Genomic DNA, 18031 nt, shown 5'->3' on the forward strand with positions numbered 1-18031 from the left:
CTCATATTCCTAGACGAAGGCCGCTGCCAGTCGATACCCCGATATACTGGCCGGGAGGACCGAAGACGGCAAGTCTGCGACTGTAAGATCACTCCAATATCAAGCACATACTATGTTCATGGTATTTTCCCCTCTATCGCGCACAACTATTGGTTCCCGGTGACGTTTGACCGGGATTCGAACGGCGCGCGATCTCGATGGCGGCATCTTCATTTGCCGTGAAATTCATCCCTGATCGCCACTCCCAAGGATTCCGTACAGGCGCAAACCTTCCGACCGTTCGCTGAATTTGCGCGCACGGTCATCAGTGCAGGGCCGAGGGGGCGCAGTGATGGGATCAGAGCCAACTGGAGCGGCGCGCCTTTCGGGCCTTGCGCATTCACAGCTCCTCGCAAACCTACTGTCTACCAGCGCGCTGTGCACGGCGGCGCTGCTTGCCTTCGGCGCACCTGCGGCATGGGCCGCAGATGTAGTCATCGACAACAGAACGGAAACCGTCGTCGGTACAGGCGGCGGCACGCAGGCCAGCCCGTGGACGATTAGCGGTGATCTTTTTCTGGGTGATTGGGGGACCGGCAGGCTCGATATTTCCGCTGGCGGCGTGGTCAGCAATGAAGATAGCACTCTAGGCAGATTTTTGGGTTCAGGCACCGTAACGGTGGACGGCACCGGCTCCAAATGGACCAATTCGGCAATTCTCAATGTCGGTTCGAATGGCACGGGAACCGTGAGCATCACCAATGGCGGGGCGGTCAGCAATACATTTGGCACCATCGCCGGTGAGACCGGCTCAGAAGGCGCGGTGACGGTGGATGGCGCTGGCTCCACTTGGACGAATTCCGGCAGTCTTAAGATCGGCGATTTAGGCGCCGGCACTCTGACCATCGCCAATGACGGCAAGGTTACTGTGACCGGGCCATGGAAGACCGTGGATATTGCTTACGGTTCAGGCTCCACCGGCACGCTCAATATTGGCGCGGCGGCGGGCGAAGCGGCCGTTGGTGCGGGGACGCTCAGTGCGACGGAACTCATCTTTGGAGAGGGTGATGGCACGCTGGTCTTCAATCACACCGAAGACTCTTATGGGTTCGCGGCGGATATTTCCGGCGTGGGCACGATCAACATTCTTTCGGGCCTGACCAATCTCACCGGCGATTCCTCCGGCTTCACCGGCACGACGAATGCGGACGGGGGCACACTGGTCATTACCGGCTGGCTCGGCGGGTTTACTGGCTATGTCGGCAGCAGCGTCGGATCGACGGGGACTGTGTCAGTCCTGGGCGCGGGGGCAAGCTGGACGGCAAACAACTTGTACGTCGGCTACAATGGCACCGGCTCATTGACCATCGCGGGTGGCGCCACGGTGAGCAGCTTCGATGCAACGATCGGTTATGCCTCCGGCGCGCTCGGCACGGTGAGCGTGATCGGCGACGGCTCAAGCTGGGCAATCGCGAGCGGCCTCGAGATTGGCCGCAGGGGCACGGGAACGCTCAATATTCTGGACGGGGCGATGGTCGCTGCCGGCGATGACACGAATATTGGCGACCGAGCGGGCAGTGACGGCACGATGACTGTGTCGGGCACCGGCTCAAGCTTTGAAGCAGCAAGTTACACGATCTATGTCGGCAACGAGGGCACTGGCGAGCTGAATATCGAAGACGGCGGTGCGGTCAGCAATACTTATGGCTTTGTCGGTGACGACGCCGGCTCTGTCGGTACCGCGAACGTGGACGGCATGGGGTCCACATGGATCAATTCGCAGAGCCTTGTTGTCGGCAATTCAGGCTCGGGCACATTGAACATTACGGATGGCGGCGCGGTCAGTAGCAATGCGGGCTATGTCGGTAACAGCTCCAGTGCGGACGGCACGGTCACCGTGGACGGGACAGGTTCGAGCTGGACAAATGCGTCGTTCCTGACCATCAGCGAAGTCGGCGCGGGCACGCTGAACATCACCAATGGCGGGGCGGTCAGCAATACCTTTGGCTCCATCGGCAGCAGCACGGGGTCGAATGGCGCGGCGACGGTCGCGGGCGCGGGTTCCACATGGACCAATTCGGTGAGCCTCGTTGTCGGCAGTATCGGCACCGGTGAACTGACCATCGCCAATGGCGGGGCGGTCAGCGCCGGGGGCGGTAGTGGAAATGTCGTCATCGCCAATGACGTTGACGCCACCGGCACACTGAATATCGGCGCAGCGGCGGGCGATGCGGCGGCGGGCGCGGGCATTCTCGATGCGGGGAACATCATCTTCGGCGATGGTGATGGCACGCTGGTGTTCAACCACACGGACGGCGATTACGAATTCGCGGCAGCAATTTCCGGCAATGCGGGCACCAGCAGCACCGCCGGCACTGGTAAGATCAACCACATTGCAGGCACCACCACCCTCACGGGCGATAGCTCCGGATTTTCAGGCACCACGACGATCACCGGCGGGTTCCTGAAGCTGGAAGGAACGCTTGGCGGCGTCTTGCGGGTGAATAATGGCGCGCTCAGCATCGAAAATGGCGGCGTCGCAAACTCGACGCTCGACAGCACCATAGGCGACGACACCAACGACGTCGGCTTCGCGACGGTGACAGGGCCCGGCTCCACCTGGACGAATGCGAACGATCTCTTTGTGGGCGACTTCGGCACGGGCGTTCTGACGATACTTGACGGCGCTTCGGTCAGCGACGACGCGGCCTATGTCGGCAACAATGCCGACGGAACCGGCACAGTCACCGTGAACGGTACGGGTTCGAGCTGGAACCATAACAACGAGTTTTCCATCGGCTATATGGGCGAGGGGATACTGAAGATCGAAAATGGCGGCTCTGTCGGTGCCGAAGACGGCTATATCGCCTATCAGGCGGGGTCTGAAGGCACGGTTACGGTCACCGGAGCCGGTTCGGTCTGGGACACGGATGCGACCATTGTAGGCGATCATGGCACCGGCAGGATCACCATTGCCGACGGTGGTGCGCTCGTGACCACGAACGGCTATCTCGGGGCGGAAACCGGCACAGGGATAGCAACGGTAACGGGCAGTGGCTCGACATGGACCAGCGCGCAGCGTCTTGTTATAGGCGATTCCGCGACGGGCACGATGACGATTGCCGATGGCGGCGTGGCCCGCTCAGACGCCGGGATTGTCGATCTCGGCAAGGAACTGGGTGCCAATGGCACGCTCAATATCGGCGCGGCGGCGGGCGAGACGGCGGTGGGTGCTGGCACGCTTCAGGCCGAGATGGTTCAATTCGGTCAAGGTGCCGGCACAATCAACTTCAACCATACAGACACCGACTATGAATTCGCCGTGGATCTTTCAAGGCCACTCGGCTCCGGCACAATCAACCACCTCGCTGGGGTCACCAGGCTGACCGGCGACGCCAGCGCCTTCGATGGCTCGACCAACGTCACCGGCGGTGCGCTCTATGTGAACAACGCGCTTGGTGGCCTGATCAATGTCACAGGAGGCACGCTCGGCGGTTCGGGTGCGCTGGGCACCGTCGCAATTGCGTCCGGCGGCACCATCGCGCCGGGCAACTCCATCGGTACGCTCAACGTTGGCAATATTACAATCGCGGCGGGCACGACCTATGCCGTTGAGGTGAACAGCGCGGGCCAGAGCGACCTGATCAACGCGACCGGAACGGCCACGATCAATGGCGGCACGGTCACTGTCATCCCGTTCCCGGACTACGCGATCGGCAAAGCCTACACCATTGTTACGGCTGCGGGCGGTGTGACCGGTACCTTCGACGCGTCGCGCTTTGCGGCCAGTTCGCTCTTCGTTACTCCGACGCTCACCTACGACGCCAACAACGCCTTTGTGACGCTGGCCCAGACCGCGACCTTTGCTTCGGTAGCTGAGACGCCAAACCAAATCGCCGCGGCTGGTGGCGCCAATAGCCTTGGCTCGGGCAATGCGATCTTCGATGCGATCGGTGTGCTTGGCACCAGTGCCCAAGCCCGAACCGCCTTCGACGCCATCTCCGGAGAAGTCCACGCCTCGGCCAAGACGGCACTACTGGAAGACAGCCGTTTCCCGCGCGAGGCGGCAATGGACCGACTGCGCGTGGCGCTTGGCGGTGTTGCGGCCGACAACAGCGCGCAGATGGGGGATCGGATTTCCGATAGCTTCGGCCCGTGGGCTCACGGCTTTGGCTCCTGGAGCGAATGGGGCAGCGACGGAAATGCCGCCGCAATGGACCGCGCCATAGGCGGGTTTGTGACGGGTGGAGATGCTCTGGTCTGGGACAATGTGCGCTTCGGCACAATGGGCGGCTATTCCCACTCCAATTTCAGAGTCAATGCTCGCGCGTCCTCCGGCACGGTGGACACCTACACCCTGGGGGCCTATGGCGGCGGGGCATGGGATGCCTTCACTCTCACCGGCGGACTGGCCCATAGCTGGCACAGCCTGGGCACCTCCCGTTCGGCAACCTTTGCCGGTTTCGCGGATAGTCTTTCAGCGACCTACAGCGCTCGGACCCTGCAAGCCTGGGGGGAAGCGGCCTATAGCTTCGAGGCAGGCGCGGCCCGGTTCGAGCCCTTCGCCAACCTCGCCCATGTCAGCCTGTCGACCGACGGCCTCACAGAAAGCGGCGGTGCGGCGGCATTGAGCGGCGCTACCGATGTAGTCAATGCGACCTTCGCAACGCTGGGTCTGCGGGCCGAGACCGATGTCACGCTCGATGAGCTGGAAGCCAAGCTGAGCGGCATGGTGGGTTGGCGGCATGCCTTCGGTGGCGCGCCAAATGCGCGGATGGCCTTTGCTTCGGGCGGCAGTGCCTTCACTGTTGCGGGTGTGCCGCTGGCGCAGGACAGTCTGGTCTTCGATGCCGGGTTCAATGTGAGCCTGACCGACAGCGCAACCCTGGGCGTTGCCTATAGCGGCCAAATGGGCTCGGGCCTTCAGAACCAGAGCGCTAGCATCAGTCTGAAAGGGAAGTTCTGATCGCGAGCGCCGTGTCGGCGTCCTCCCCTGACCGCGCCAGCCGTCAGGACCTCAGGTGGGCAAGGCCAATCCATAGAGATACAGAGACATGAAGACCCTCACGATGCCCTTCACAAAATCCGTCCTTGCCATCACCGTTGCCCTGGCGCTTTCCACCACAACATCCGTTGGCCAGGAAGCGGGACTGCCAGGCAATGCCTCGAGCCTGCTTGAGAGCCATGGCAACTGGCAGCTTGTCTGCACGGCTCCCGAAGGCACCGTCAGATGCGTGATGTCGCAAACACAGTTGGCCGAAAATCGTCAGCAGGTTTTGAGCATCGAGCTGTCCCGCGGAGACGACCGCAATACCGCCGGCGGCGTACTGGTCCTTCCCTTCGGCCTAGACCTTGCGAGGGGGATCACTTACCAGCTCGACGGAGGCCAGGGCAGCGCCGTCCAACCTTTCCGAACCTGCTTGCCGGTCGGTTGCTTGGTCGACATCGCCCTCGACTCCGACACGGTCGCATCGCTGGGGGCCGGTGACCAGCTCGATGTCATTGCCACCGCTGATGGTGGCCAAGAGATCGCTTTCTCGATCTCGCTCGCCGGGTTTTCGAATGCACACGACCGCATGATTGCCCTTCTGCGATAGTAAGATCAGCGCAGCGTGCGGGGCGCGGATAGCATCGTCCAGCGGAGCTATCCGCTCCCGTCAGTCCAGCGGCCCTGGCCAACGGCAGCCCTGTTAAGCTGCCATTGACCGACCGCTATCCGACCTTCGATTCTCAAAGGAGACTGACAGATTACGGCCCCCTTGCGGCCATTCATGATTGTCCGGTACTTCGGCAGGTTAGGGGCCGCCCGCGGGCTGGCTTTCTGCCGTTGCATCCAACGGACGATCATCGGCGTGCGGTGTCGGGCCCTCAAGCTTTGAATTCGACCAGCTCAATCCGGATCTCGTCTCGTGTGGATCGAGGATGCGGCTACTATTTCTCTCCGAATACAAGCTTATCGCCGGGCCATAAACCGGGCCCTGACGAAAAGCGGTCAGTGGAAATACCGATAACCCCTTGAATTCATTGGTGGGCCCACCAGGACTCGAACCTGGAACCAGACCGTTATGAGCGGTCGGCTCTAACCATTGAGCTATAGGCCCCCGCTCCGCGTCTTACCAGGGTCTCGCCCGGTGACAAGAGGGAAGTCGCGGCGACGCGGCCCAGCAGCGCTCAAGAGTTCGCAATTGCCGCGCGCTTTTGTGCATTTCCATCCGCCTGCTATATGTCGCGCTGTCCTTGGAGTCCTCAATGCGCGAAGGCGACATCATCAACGGCCTGGTCAAGGGCCTGGCGGTCATCGAGTGCTTTGACGAGGAGCATGCCAGCCAGTCGATCACCGACGTGGCCAACCGCACCGGCCTCGAACGGGCGACCGCCCGACGCTGCCTGTTGACCCTGGTCCATCTTGGCTATGCCAGTTATGATGGCAAGTTCTTCCGCCTCACGCCGCGCGTACTCAACCTGGGCCATTCCTACCTGGCCGCGACGCCCCTGCCCCGGCTGATTCTGCCCTTTCTCGAAGAGCTTTCCGACCAGATCAACGAAAGCTCGTCCGCGGCGGTGCTCGACAGTACCGAGATTCTCTACATCGCCCGTGCCTCCTATCGCCGTGTGATGTCGATCAATCTGGGCGCCGGAGCGCGCCTGCCCGCCTATTGCACCTCGATGGGGCGTATCCTGCTGGCCGCGCTGCCGCCCGCCGCGGCGCGCGAAGTGCTCAACCGCTCCGAACTCATAGCCTATACCGCCAAGACCAAGGCCGACCTGCCCTCGATCACCACCGAACTGGCGGTCGTCGCGGCGCAGGGCTTTGCCGTCATCGATGAAGAGCTCGAACTGGGCCTCTGCTCCATCGCCGTGCCGCTATTCAATGCGCAAGGCCACACCGTCGCCGCGCTCAATATCGGCGCCCAGTCCGCCCGCGCTTCCACCTCGCACATGATCGCCAATTTCCTGCCTCTGATGCGCAAGGTGCAGGCCGAAGTACGCCCCTTGCTGCGCTGAGCTTGCCTTCTGTATTAGCGCTAATCTAGGTTGGGCCAGCCGATTCCGAAGGAGCCCCACATGCAGCGCAATCAATATGGCATGCCCCTGATGGGCCTGGGCACCTATGGCCGCCGCGGCACCCAGGGCATTGACGCCATCCTGGCGGCCTTGGAGATCGGCTACCGCCATCTCGACACTGCCCAGAGCTACGACACCGAGCGCGAATGCGGGGAGGCCCTGCGGCAGTCGGGCCTGCCGCGTGACGAAGTCTTCGTCACCACCAAGATCGACATGCCCAATTTCGGCGCCGGAAAGCTGGTTCCCTCGCTGCGCCGCAGCCTCGACGCCCTGACCATGGACTATGTCGACCTGACCCTGATCCACTGGCCGTCGCCCCATGAACAGGTGCCGCTGGCCACATATCTCGAACAGCTCGCCGAGGCCCAGGCGCTTGGCCTGACACGCACTATCGGCGTTTCCAACTTCACCATCGACCTGCTGCAGCGCTCCCGCACCATTCTGGGCGACCTACCCATCGCCAACAACCAGGTCGAGTGCCACCCTTACCTGCAGAACCGGAAGCTCGTGGACTTCTGCGATGGCGCGGGCATTCCGGTGACCGCCTACCAGCCCATTGCCCATGGCGCGCTCAAGGGTGACCCGGTGCTCGAACCCCTCGCCGCGACGAAGGGCTGCACCGTCGAACAGCTTGCCATCGCCTTTGCGCTGGCCCGCGGCCTCGCCGCCATTCCGGCCTCGAGCAACCGCGAGCGCCTCGCCACCAACTTCGCCGCCGAGCAGGTCGTGCTGACGCCTGATGACACGGCGATCATCGCTTCCGTGGATCGCGGCGCCCGTCGCATCGATCCGGCCAGCGCTCCCGCCTGGGACTGATCGCACCCGATACTCGACTTCCAGCCCAGTCTCAATCAGGCGGAAACGCCCCGCTGAGCGGGACTTTCGCTATCCCGTGGACGGTCACGGAACCGTCACGGCGCCGTTGTCATAGCGTCATCCGCCAGCCTTACCCATGCCACCACTTTAGATAGGGGGTGGCGATGCTCAAGATAGCCAGTGTCTCGCGGCGGTTCGGCACCAAACTTGCCGTCAGCGATGTGACCATCGAAATCCCCCAGGGACAGATGGTCGGCATCATCGGTCGCTCCGGCGCCGGCAAGTCGACGCTGCTGCGCATGATCAACCGCCTCGCCGACGTATCGTCCGGCTATATCGAATACAAGGGCGTCAAGGTCTCCGCCTTGCGCGGCGGCGAGCTGCGCGCCTGGCAGCGCGACTGCGCCATGATCTTCCAGCAGTTCAACCTGGTGCCTCGCCTCGACGTCATCACCAACGTGATGCTCGGCCGGCTCAACGGGCGCAATCCTGTGCTCAACCTGCTGCAGATATTCACTACCGACGAGCAGATGCTGGCGTTGAAGGCCCTGGAGCGCCTGGACATCGCTCCGACCGCCATGCAGTGGGCTCAAACCCTCTCCGGCGGTCAACAACAGCGCGTCGCCATTGCGCGTGCCTTGATGCAAAACCCCAAGGTGATCCTCGCCGACGAGCCGATCGCCAGCCTGGATCCGCGCAATGCGCAGATCGTCATGGACAGCCTGCGCGACATCAACGCCGACGGCATCACCGTCATCACCAATCTGCACACGCTCGATACCGCGCGCGCCTATTGCGAGCGCATCATCGGCATGTCGATGGGCAAGGTGGTGTTCGATGGCACCCCCGATGAGCTGACCGGCGAAGTGGCGCGCACCATCTACGGCGCAGACGGGCTCAAGGAGGCTTTGACCTCCACGGCTATCGAACCGATCTCGCCGCGCATCCCGGCTGCAGCACCCACAGCCTGACCCCTTCCCCGGCGGCCCAGCGCTCCGCGCCGGTCCGGCCGAGAAAACCTCGCGTCACCAAAGGAGATTTCCATGACTGCGATCCGTACCATCCTGCTGGCCGGCATTGCCCTTGCCGGCGTTACCGCACCCACCTTCGCCCAGGAAATCGATGTTATCCGCATCGGCCTGCTCGGCGGCGAGAACGAAGCAGACCGGCTGGCCGACAACCAGTGCCTGATAGACAAGCTGCCGGCCGCCCTTGGCGTCAAGGAAGTCCAGCTGTTCCCAGCTGCTGACTACGACGGCGTGATCCAGGGCCTGCTGGGCGGCACGCTGGACGTGGCCGGCCTTGGTGCCTCAGGCTTCGCCGCCGTGTATCTGCAGGATCCGGAGGCCGTTGAGCCCTTCCTGACCAACGTGCAGACCGACGGCTCGACCGGTTACTATTCGGTCGCCCTCGCCATGGCGGATTCGGGCATCACCTCGATCGAGCAGGCCAAGGGCAAGAAACTCGGCTGGGCCGATCCGGACTCCACCTCCGGCTACCTGGTTCCCAAGGTGACCCTGCCCGAAGCCATCGGCGGCGCCGATCCCGAAGAATTCTTCGAGACCTCGTTCAACGGCGGTCACGAAAACAACGTGCTGGCCCTGCTGGACGGCAAGATCGACGTAGCCGTGACCTGGGCTTCGGGCGTGGGTGAATTCTCCGAGGGCTATACCTCGGGCAACGTCCGCTCGATGGTCGACAAGGGCATGCTCGACATGGAAGACGTCACCCAGGTCTGGCAGTCCCCGCTGATCCCGAACGGTCCGCTGGTGATGCGCAAGGACCTGCCGCAGGAGATGAAGGACAAGATCATCGCCTTCTACACCGCGCTGCCCACTGAAGACTACGAGTGCTTCCGCGCGGTCGAAAACGGCGATTTCACCGGCTACACCCCGGTGACCGTCGATTTCTACCAGCCCATCATCGACGCCCGCAAGTCGACCATCGGCGGCTGATAGCCATCCATGCGGGCCGGCGGCGTCACGTCGCCGGCCATGCCGTTTGCGGAGCACTGCAATGACCACATTCGACGTCGGTCCTGGCCGCGGAGAGCTGTCCGAAGCGGGCCGCGCCATCCACCGCCACTATCAGCAACTGATCCGCACCAGGCGGATCTACACGGCCCTGGGCCTGGGTGGCGTGGCCGTCCTGCTGTTCTTTGCCTTGTGGTTCGCCAATGACAACAATGCCGGCAAGTTCTTCGACCGGCTGCCCTATTTCTTCGACTTCTTCATTCACTTCCAGCCCGACGATCCGTTCGAGATTGTCCGCGCGCTGTTCGACCTGCCCTCGCCTTACGCCGACGGGTCGCTGAAATACGACTATGAAGAAGGCCGGATCTATCTGTTCGGCGATTTCTACCTGCCCGAATACTTCTACCAGATGCTGGTGACCATCAACATCGCGGTCTGCGCCACCATGGCCGGCGCCGCCATTGCCTTTGCCCTGTGCTTTTTCGCCGCCACCAACCTGGTCGGCGCCGGGCCGGTGCGCTTCCTGGTGCGGCGCATCTTCGAGCTGCTGCGCGCCTTTCCGGAAATCGTCATTGCCGGCCTGCTGGTGGCCATCCTGTCCATCGGCCCGCTCGCCGCCGTCGTTGCCATTCTGGTCCACACCATCGGCGCATTGGGCAAGCTGTTCTTCGAGGTGGTCGAGAATGCCGATATGAAGCCCGATGAGGGTCTGCGCTCGGTCGGTGCCACCTGGCTGGAGCGCGTGCGCTACGCCATGGTGCCGCAGGTGCTGCCCAATTTCGTGTCCTATGCGCTGTTGCGCACCGAGATCAACGTGCGCGCCTCCACCATTATCGGTGCGGTGGGCGGCGGCGGCATCGGCGAGGTGTTCCGCCTGTCGCTGAGCCGCGACCATGCCGCCAAGACCTATGCGATCATCATCCTGCTGTTTGCCACCATCCTGCTGATCGACTGGCTCTCGGGCTGGCTGCGGCAGAAGCTGGTCGGCAATGCGGCCTTCCAGTTCGGAGCCTGAGCGATGACCCAAGCTACTCTGAGGCCGGCCGAACGCATGGCGCTGTTGGCGCGCCATCCCGACGTGTTCCATAGGAGCCTGGCGAGCCGCCTGGCGGCTCCCCTGGCCGTCGCGGCGACCGCAGCCTACTTTGTATTCTGCTTCTTCTTTTTCGGGGTGCCACAGGTTCTCGGTGACGCCCAGTGGGAACGCGCCGGCACCTACATGGCCGACTGGGTCTCGTGGGAAGCGACCCCGCGCTTCCGCTTCAAGGACGACGGCATCGAACTGGAATGGACGCGCTCACTGCTCGGGGACAACCCCGATCCAGACTGGATCGTCCGGACTGGGGAGAACGCTTACGCCATCACCTTTGGCGACGCAGCCAACCGCATCGAGGTTGCCCCAGACCAGGTAATCGCGGTGGTGGACGGCGTTGAGCATGTCGTGACCTTCGCTGACGGCGATGCGGTGATGCCGACGACGGCCACCAGCGACTTTGCGCTCAAGAATGGCCGCGTCACCGTCTATTATGGCTTTGCCGGCCTGGCCGAAATCCGCGCCACCCAGGTCTATGTCCGCCGCCGTTTCCTGGGCTGGCCGAACTTCTTCTTCGATACCAAGTCCCCCTTCTTCGGCATGTCGGCTGGCGAAGTCTGGACCAGCGTTACCAGCGGTCCGCAGATCGCCGAGGGCAAATCCAACCTGCATCTGGCCTTCGACGAATTCCTGACCAACACCGAATGGCAGCACCTGGACGTCTACAACAAGCTGCTGCAAACTATCGTCATGGCCTTCGTCGGAACGCTGTTTGCCGCCATTGTCTCATTCCCGCTGTCGTTCCTGGCCGCCCGCAACGTCACGCGCAACCGTCTCACCAATTGGGTGACCAAGCGTGGCTTCGATCTGCTGCGATCGGTGGACATGCTGATCTGGGCGCTGTTCTTCGTGCGCGGCTTCGGCCCCGGCCCGATCCCCGGCATTGCGGCGATCTTCTTCACCGATACCGGAACGCTGGGCAAGACCAGCACCGAGGCCATCGAGAACATCGACGACAAGCAGCGCGAGGGCGTGCGGTCCGTTGGGGCGTCGCCCATCGCCGTCCAGCGCTATGGGGTAGTCCCCCAGGTGGCGCCCGTATTCCTCAGCCAGGTACTGTACTTCTGGGAATCCAACACGCGCTCGGCAACCGTGATTGGTGCCGTCGGCGCCGGTGGCATCGGGCTAAAGCTCATTGAAGCCATGCGGACCAATCAGGATTGGGAGAATGTCGCCTATATGGTGTTGCTCATCCTGATCGTGGTCTTCGTGTTCGACAACTTGTCAAACGCCCTGCGGTCGCGGCTGATCGGCAGGTCTCACTAATACTTCCGCCACCATCAATGGTGCGAGCATAAACCGTCACATTCGCGGCCTGGAATGCCGGCTTCGTTCCGCTTGCGGCACTCCTCTGGGTGTTACCGCGTCACACCCGGACATCCGGGAGTCGGGTCTCGCTCGCAATGCCGTCGGTATATTCAAGCAATTTCAAAGCACTAGCCTGTCATAAACGCGTCACGCAATCGCAATAAAACTGTCGCGTGGCCCCCATATGGTCCCCCTCGTCAAGGGCGGCACCGGGAATGAACTGCCGGAACGGCCAGCCAGGTTTGAACTGAATTCCGAAAGGGAAATCCCCATGAAGACCGCACTCTACGCCAGTGCTGCCGTGATCGCGCTCGCCGCCTTCGGCACGCCTGCTGCTTTCGCCCAGTCGCGCGACACCATCCAGGTGGCCGGCTCGTCCACCGTGCTGCCCTTCGCCTCGATCGTGGCTGAAGAATTTGGCGCGGTCTTCCCTGAATTCAAGACTCCGGTCGTCGGCTCCGGCGGCACCGGCGGCGGCCTCAAGCAGTTCTGCGAAGGCGTCGGCGAAAACACCATCGACATCGCCAATGCCTCGCGCCAGATCAAGGACAGCGAGCTTGAAGCCTGCACCGCTGCCGGCGTGACCGACGTCCGCGAAATCCAGTTCGGCTATGACGGCATCGTGTTTGCCTCGGCTGCATCAGGCCCGGACTTCGCCCTGACCCCCGTTCAGGTGTTCAAGGCCATTGCCGCCAAGGTGCCGGTTGACGGTGCCATGGTCGACAACCCCTACACCAAGTGGTCGGAAATCGACGCTTCGCTGCCCGATCAGGCGATCGCCCTGGCCATCCCGGGTTCCAACCACGGCACCCGTGAAGTGTTCGAGGAAAAGGTCACCAATGCCGGCTGCGAAGAAGCTGGGCTGCCCGAGATGACCGAAGAAGAACTCGAAGCCGCCTGCACCACCTTCCGTCAGGACGTCGTCGTCGAGATCGCTGGCGACTACACCGAGACCCTGGCCCGCCTGACCTCGAACACCGACACCGTCGGCGTGTTCGGTCTGTCCTTCTACGAACAGAATACCGACACCCTCAAGGTTGCGACCGTCAACGGCGTCGTGCCGTCGGCCGAAGCCGTCGCTGCCGGCGAATACCCGGTTTCCCGCCCGCTGTTCTTCTACGTGAAGGGTCAGCATATCGGCGTGATCCCCGGCATCGAGGAATATGTTCAGTTCTTCCTCTCCGAGCAGATGTCGGGCGCCGGTGGTACCCTTGAGGCCGCAGGCCTGATCCCGCAGCCGGCCGAAAAGACCGCTGAAGTTCTCGCCGCTTTCTCTGCCGGCGCGATGTAACGAACCCAAGGGCCGCGCCATCATGCGCGGCCCACTCTTTCTAGCGGGGGCGCAGAACGATGAATTCCCTTGTCATTGCCGGTCTGCTGCTGGTGCTGCTCGGCCTGGCCTACCAGTCGGGCTGGTCCCGTAGCCGCGGTCTCTCCACCGCGAACGGCGTCAAGGTCCACTCCCGCCCCCAGTATCACGGCTCCTACGTCGCCATATGGACGCTGGTTCCGGCGCTGATCATCATTGCCCTCTGGGCCTGGCTCGGCGACGGCATCACCCACAATTTCATCGTCAGCCAGATACCGGTTGAGACCGTTCAGTCCCTCGATCAGGTCGGCCTCAACGCCACCATCGCCCGCATCAGGTCCCTGGCGACAGGCTACGGGGTCGCCGGCGAAATCCTGCCCTATGAGCAGACCGCTGGCGATGCGCTGCGCTCGTTCCAGTTCATCACCTTTCTGATTGTCGTCGTCGCGGCAGCCGTGGCTGGTATCGTGGCGCTGCTCTACGCGCGCGGCCGCATCACCGCCCGCCTCCGCGCCCGCAATGCGGTAGAGCGCGTCATCAATATCGCCCTGCTCGCCTGTTCGGCAGTGGCCATCCTCACCACGGTGGGCATCGTCGCCTCGCTGGTCAGCGAAGCCTACAAGTTCTTCACCTTTATCCACCCGCTCGATTTCTTCTTCGGCACGGTCTGGAACCCCAGCTTCTCGTCCACTGGCGGCGCGGCGCATGGCCAGTATGGGCTGCTGCCCCTGCTCGTCGGCACGCTGATGATCACGCTCATCGCCATGCTTGTGGCTGTGCCCGTGGGTCTGATGGCGGCAATCTATCTCAGCCAGTATGCCCATCACAGCTTTCGCGCCGTGGCCAAGCCGATCATCGAGATCCTGGCGGGCATTCCGACCATCGTCTTCGGCTTCTTTGCACTGGTGACGGTGGGACCATTCCTGCGTGATTTCGGAAGTCTCGTCGGCCTCGACATCAAGGCAACGAGCGCGCTCACCGCGGGCATCGTCATGGGCATCATGATCATTCCCTTCGTGTCGTCCCTCTCCGACGACATTCTCAACCAGGTCCCACGCACCCTGCGCGACGGCGCCTATGGCCTGGGCGCCACCAAATCCGAGACCATACGCAATGTGCTGCTGCCCGCGGCCCTGCCCGGTATTGTCGGCGCCTTCCTGCTCGCAGTCAGCCGTGCCGTTGGCGAAACCATGATCGTGGTGCTGGCCGCCGGCAATAGTCCGGTGCTGCGCGGCAACCCATTTGAACCCGTGGCGACCATCACGGTATCCATCGTCAACCAGCTGACGGGCGACTCCGATTTTGCCGGTCCCCAGTCGCTGGTTGCCTTCGCACTGGGTCTGACGCTCTTCGTCATCACCCTCTGCCTCAACGTATTCGCCCTCTACATCGTCCGTCGCTTCCGGGAGCAGTACGAATAATCATGACCGATATGCTCTCCACGGGCCAGCAGGCCTCCATCGACCGCACCAGGCTGATCCGCGCCGGTCTGCGGAAGCGGCATCTGAGCGAGAATATCTTCAAGGGTCTTGGCCTGGCCGCGATCATCCTGGCCCTGGGCTTCGTCGCCCTGCTGTTTGTCGATATCGTCCGCAAGGGCGTGCCGGCCTTTACCCAGTCCAACCTGCACCTGGCGATCACCTACGATCCGGCCATCCTCAAGATCGATCCGCCACCGGTACGCGCCGCCGGCCAGTCCGACGCCGATTTCCAGGCCGCCAACCTCAAGTGGCAGCGCGATCTGGCGATGCTCAACTGGAACAAGGTGATCGAGGCGAGCCTCCGCGCCGCGGCGCCCGCCGGCCTTGAGATCGACGCCAAGGCACTGCTGTCGATCGCCGAGACCGACGCCCGCCATGTCGTGCGCGAAATGTTCGTCGCCAACCCGTCCCTGCTCGGCCAGACCGTCGAGGTCGAGCTCTTGGCTTCAGCCAATGCCGTCAACTGGATCCGCGGCAATATCGATCGCTCGCTGGGCGATGCCCAGCAGCAGCTATCGGCTTCTGCCCGTACACTCATCGACGAATTCGTCGCCAACGGCACGATCACCAACGGCTTCGCCTGGTCCATCTTCACCAATGTCGACAGCCGCTCCGCACCCGCTTCGGCCGGCCTGCTCGGCGCCTTTGTGGGCACGCTGTGGATGATGCTGATCGTCATCGTCCTGGCCGTGCCGATCGGGGTGGCCTCGGCCATCTACCTTGAGGAATTCGCGCCCAAGTCGCGCATCACCGATTTCATCGAAGTCAACATCAACAACCTGGCAGCCGTCCCCTCCATCGTCTTCGGCCTGCTCGGTGCCGCCGCCTTCATCAACTACATGCACCTGCCCATCTCGGCCCCGATCGTCGGCGGTCTGGTGCTGACGCTGATGACGCTGCCCACCATCATCATCGCCACCCGCGGCGCCCTGCTCGGCGTCTCCCCCGCTTTGCGCCAGGCTGCGCTCGGCATGGGTGCATCCAAGACGCAGATGGTGTTTCACCACGTGCTGCCGGTCACCTTCCCCTCGATCCTGACCGCCACCATCCTGGGCGTCGCCCATGCGCTGGGCGAAACCGCACCCCTGCTGCTCATCGGCATGAAGGCCTTCGTGGCCGCCGTGCCGGCCACGCCCCTGGACCAGGCCACCGCCCTGCCCGTCCAGATCTACCTCTGGCAGGGCAACGAGAACCGCAACTTCTTCGAACCCCGCACCGCTGCGGCGATCATGGTGCTCCTGCTCGTCATGATCTGCCTCAACGGCGTCGCCATCTACCTGCGTTCGCGCCTCGAAAAGCGCGCCTGAACGCGACAACCAGATACAAGGATGTCTCAAATGGATATGCTGGCCGGCAAGGTTAAGATGACCCAACAATCAGTGAACACCGCCATGAACCCCGCCGACGCCCTTGAGCGCCCCATCCGCCTGACAGCGCGCGACGTGACCGTGCATTACGGTGCCAAGCAGGCACTGCACGGCATCTCCATCGACATTCCCGATCGCGCCGTCACCTCATTCATCGGCCCCTCGGGCTGTGGCAAGTCGACTTTCCTGCGTTGCATCAACCGCATGAACGACACCATCGAAGGCGCCAGGGTCGGCGGCACGATCAAGCTCGACGGCGAGGATATCTATGATCCCAGTCTCGACGTGGTCGAACTGCGCGCCCGCATCGGCATGGTCTTTCAGAAGCCCAATCCGTTCCCCAAGTCGATCTACGAAAACGTCGCCTACGGCCCCAAGATCCACGGCCTCGCGCGCTCCAAGACCGACATGGACGAAATCGTCGTCTCCTCGCTGCGCAAGGCCGGCCTCTTCGAAGAGGTCAAAGATCGCCTCAACGAACCCGGCACCGGCCTGTCGGGCGGTCAACAGCAGCGCCTGTGCATTGCTCGCGCCATCGCCGTCGGCCCCGAGGTCATCCTGATGGACGAGCCCTGCTCGGCCCTCGACCCCATCGCCACCGCCATCATCGAGGAACTCATCGATGAACTGCGCGAGAACTATACCATTGTCATCGTCACGCATTCGATGCAGCAGGCCGCGCGCGTCAGCCAGCGCACCGCCTTTTTCCATCTTGGCAACCTGATCGAGGAAGGCGTGACCGAAGACATCTTCACCAATCCTGTCAACAAGCAGACGCAGGACTACATCATGGGCCGCATCGGCTGATCGGACCACGGGTACGAAGAGGAACATCGAACATGCCTACCGCCGGCGCTGACCACATCGTCCAGTCCTATTCCGACGAACTTACTGCCCTTGCCCAGCTGATCGCCGAAATGGGCGGGCAGGTCGAGGTCGCCATCGAGAACGGCACCAAGGCCCTGCTCCGCCTCGACCGCGAGATCGCCGACCTGACGATCATTGCCGACCAGCGCATCGACGACATGCAGCGCCGCATCGACGATATGGCCGTTTCGATGATCGCGCGCCGCCAGCCCATGGCCTCGGACCTGCGCGCCATCATCACCGCCATTCACGTCGCGTCCGATCTCGAGCGCGTCGGCGACATGGCCAAGCAGCTGGCCCGCCGCTCGCTCAAGCTCGAAGGCATGAGCCTGCAGCCCACCTTCTACAACGGCGTCAAGAACATGACGGCGCTGGTGCTGCGCCAGATCAAGGGCGCGCTCGACGCCTATGCCAGCCGCGACTCTGCCGCCGCCATCGAAGTGTGCAACCGCGACGACGAAGTCGACGCCATGCACACCTCCCTGTTCCGCGAACTCCTCACCTACATGATGGAAGATCCGCGCAACATCACGCCCTGCACCCACCTGCTGTTCTGCGCCAAGAGCCTGGAGCGCATCGGCGACCACGCGACCAACATCGCCGAGCGCGCCTACTATCTTCAGACCGGCAAGCAGCTCACCAACGAGGTGCAGGAACTGCAGCGCACCCAGATCAAGGCGTAGCGACACACAGGCGCTCGGTCTTGCGCCTCCCTCCCCCTTGAGAGGAGGGACCGAGGGTGGGGGTCCCTCAATCGACCACAAACCACCCCC

General features: G+C 62.9%; 13 protein-coding genes and 1 tRNA gene. 13 read left to right on the forward strand and 1 reads right to left on the reverse strand.

Annotated features, from left to right (window positions below; genetic code table 11):
• Window positions 1-331 precede the first annotated feature (331 nt).
• Window positions 332-4945 carry an autotransporter domain-containing protein gene (locus IH615_RS11975; protein ID WP_291362105.1) on the forward strand — a complete coding sequence of 1538 codons (4614 nt, stop codon included), beginning with the start codon at window positions 332-334 and terminating at the stop codon, window positions 4943-4945.
• An 88-nt stretch (window positions 4946-5033) separates the two neighbouring features.
• Window positions 5034-5576: an invasion associated locus B family protein gene (locus IH615_RS11980; RefSeq protein ID WP_291362106.1), complete on the forward strand. Its 543-nt coding sequence runs from the start codon at window positions 5034-5036 to the stop codon at window positions 5574-5576.
• 428 nt (window positions 5577-6004) lie between these two features.
• On the opposite strand, the gene IH615_RS11985 is transcribed toward IH615_RS11980, so the two are convergent.
• Window positions 6005-6080, reverse strand: a tRNA-Ile gene (locus tag IH615_RS11985).
• A 148-nt stretch (window positions 6081-6228) separates the two neighbouring features.
• Between IH615_RS11985 and IH615_RS11990 the strand changes: the two genes are divergently transcribed.
• The 11 genes from IH615_RS11990 to phoU all read left to right on the forward strand — a co-directional run bounded on the left by IH615_RS11990 (window position 6229) and on the right by phoU (window position 17941).
• A complete protein-coding gene (locus IH615_RS11990) occupies window positions 6229-6984 on the forward strand; it encodes an IclR family transcriptional regulator C-terminal domain-containing protein (RefSeq protein WP_291362107.1) in 756 nt (251 codons plus the stop codon).
• 60 nt (window positions 6985-7044) lie between these two features.
• Complete coding sequence (locus IH615_RS11995; protein WP_291362108.1) at window positions 7045-7860, forward strand: aldo/keto reductase; 816 nt, start codon at window positions 7045-7047, stop codon at window positions 7858-7860.
• A gap of 164 nt (window positions 7861-8024) precedes the next feature.
• Entirely contained in the window at window positions 8025-8831 is an 807-nt protein-coding gene (gene phnC / locus IH615_RS12000; protein WP_291362109.1) for a phosphonate ABC transporter ATP-binding protein, read from the forward strand.
• A gap of 72 nt (window positions 8832-8903) precedes the next feature.
• Window positions 8904-9815 carry a phosphonate ABC transporter substrate-binding protein gene (gene phnD, locus IH615_RS12005; RefSeq protein WP_291362110.1) on the forward strand — a complete coding sequence of 304 codons (912 nt, stop codon included), beginning with the start codon at window positions 8904-8906 and terminating at the stop codon, window positions 9813-9815.
• Between the two features lie 61 nt (window positions 9816-9876).
• Window positions 9877-10848 carry a phosphonate ABC transporter, permease protein PhnE gene (gene phnE, locus IH615_RS12010; RefSeq protein WP_291362111.1) on the forward strand — a complete coding sequence of 324 codons (972 nt, stop codon included), beginning with the start codon at window positions 9877-9879 and terminating at the stop codon, window positions 10846-10848.
• 3 nt (window positions 10849-10851) lie between these two features.
• The gene (phnE, locus tag IH615_RS12015) at window positions 10852-12192 is read left to right on the forward strand and encodes a phosphonate ABC transporter, permease protein PhnE (RefSeq protein ID WP_291362112.1); all 1341 of its coding nucleotides are present in this window, start codon (window positions 10852-10854) and stop codon (window positions 12190-12192) included.
• A gap of 313 nt (window positions 12193-12505) precedes the next feature.
• Window positions 12506-13525 carry a substrate-binding domain-containing protein gene (locus IH615_RS12020; protein WP_291362113.1) on the forward strand — a complete coding sequence of 340 codons (1020 nt, stop codon included), beginning with the start codon at window positions 12506-12508 and terminating at the stop codon, window positions 13523-13525.
• Between the two features lie 59 nt (window positions 13526-13584).
• Entirely contained in the window at window positions 13585-14964 is a 1380-nt protein-coding gene (pstC, locus tag IH615_RS12025) for a phosphate ABC transporter permease subunit PstC (RefSeq protein WP_291362114.1), read from the forward strand.
• A 2-nt stretch (window positions 14965-14966) separates the two neighbouring features.
• Window positions 14967-16331 (forward strand): phosphate ABC transporter permease PstA, encoded by a 1365-nt coding sequence (pstA, locus tag IH615_RS12030; protein WP_291362115.1) that lies wholly within the window; start codon window positions 14967-14969, stop codon window positions 16329-16331.
• An 84-nt stretch (window positions 16332-16415) separates the two neighbouring features.
• Window positions 16416-17198, forward strand: coding sequence for a phosphate ABC transporter ATP-binding protein PstB (gene pstB / locus IH615_RS12035; RefSeq protein ID WP_291362117.1), 783 nt, complete (start codon window positions 16416-16418; stop codon window positions 17196-17198).
• A 32-nt stretch (window positions 17199-17230) separates the two neighbouring features.
• Window positions 17231-17941, forward strand: coding sequence for a phosphate signaling complex protein PhoU (gene phoU / locus IH615_RS12040; protein ID WP_291362116.1), 711 nt, complete (start codon window positions 17231-17233; stop codon window positions 17939-17941).
• The last annotated feature ends 90 nt before the right edge of the window (window positions 17942-18031 follow it).

This window comes from Devosia sp. (assembly GCF_014860165.1).
In the GTDB taxonomy this organism is placed as follows: Bacteria; Pseudomonadota; Alphaproteobacteria; order Rhizobiales; family Devosiaceae; genus Devosia.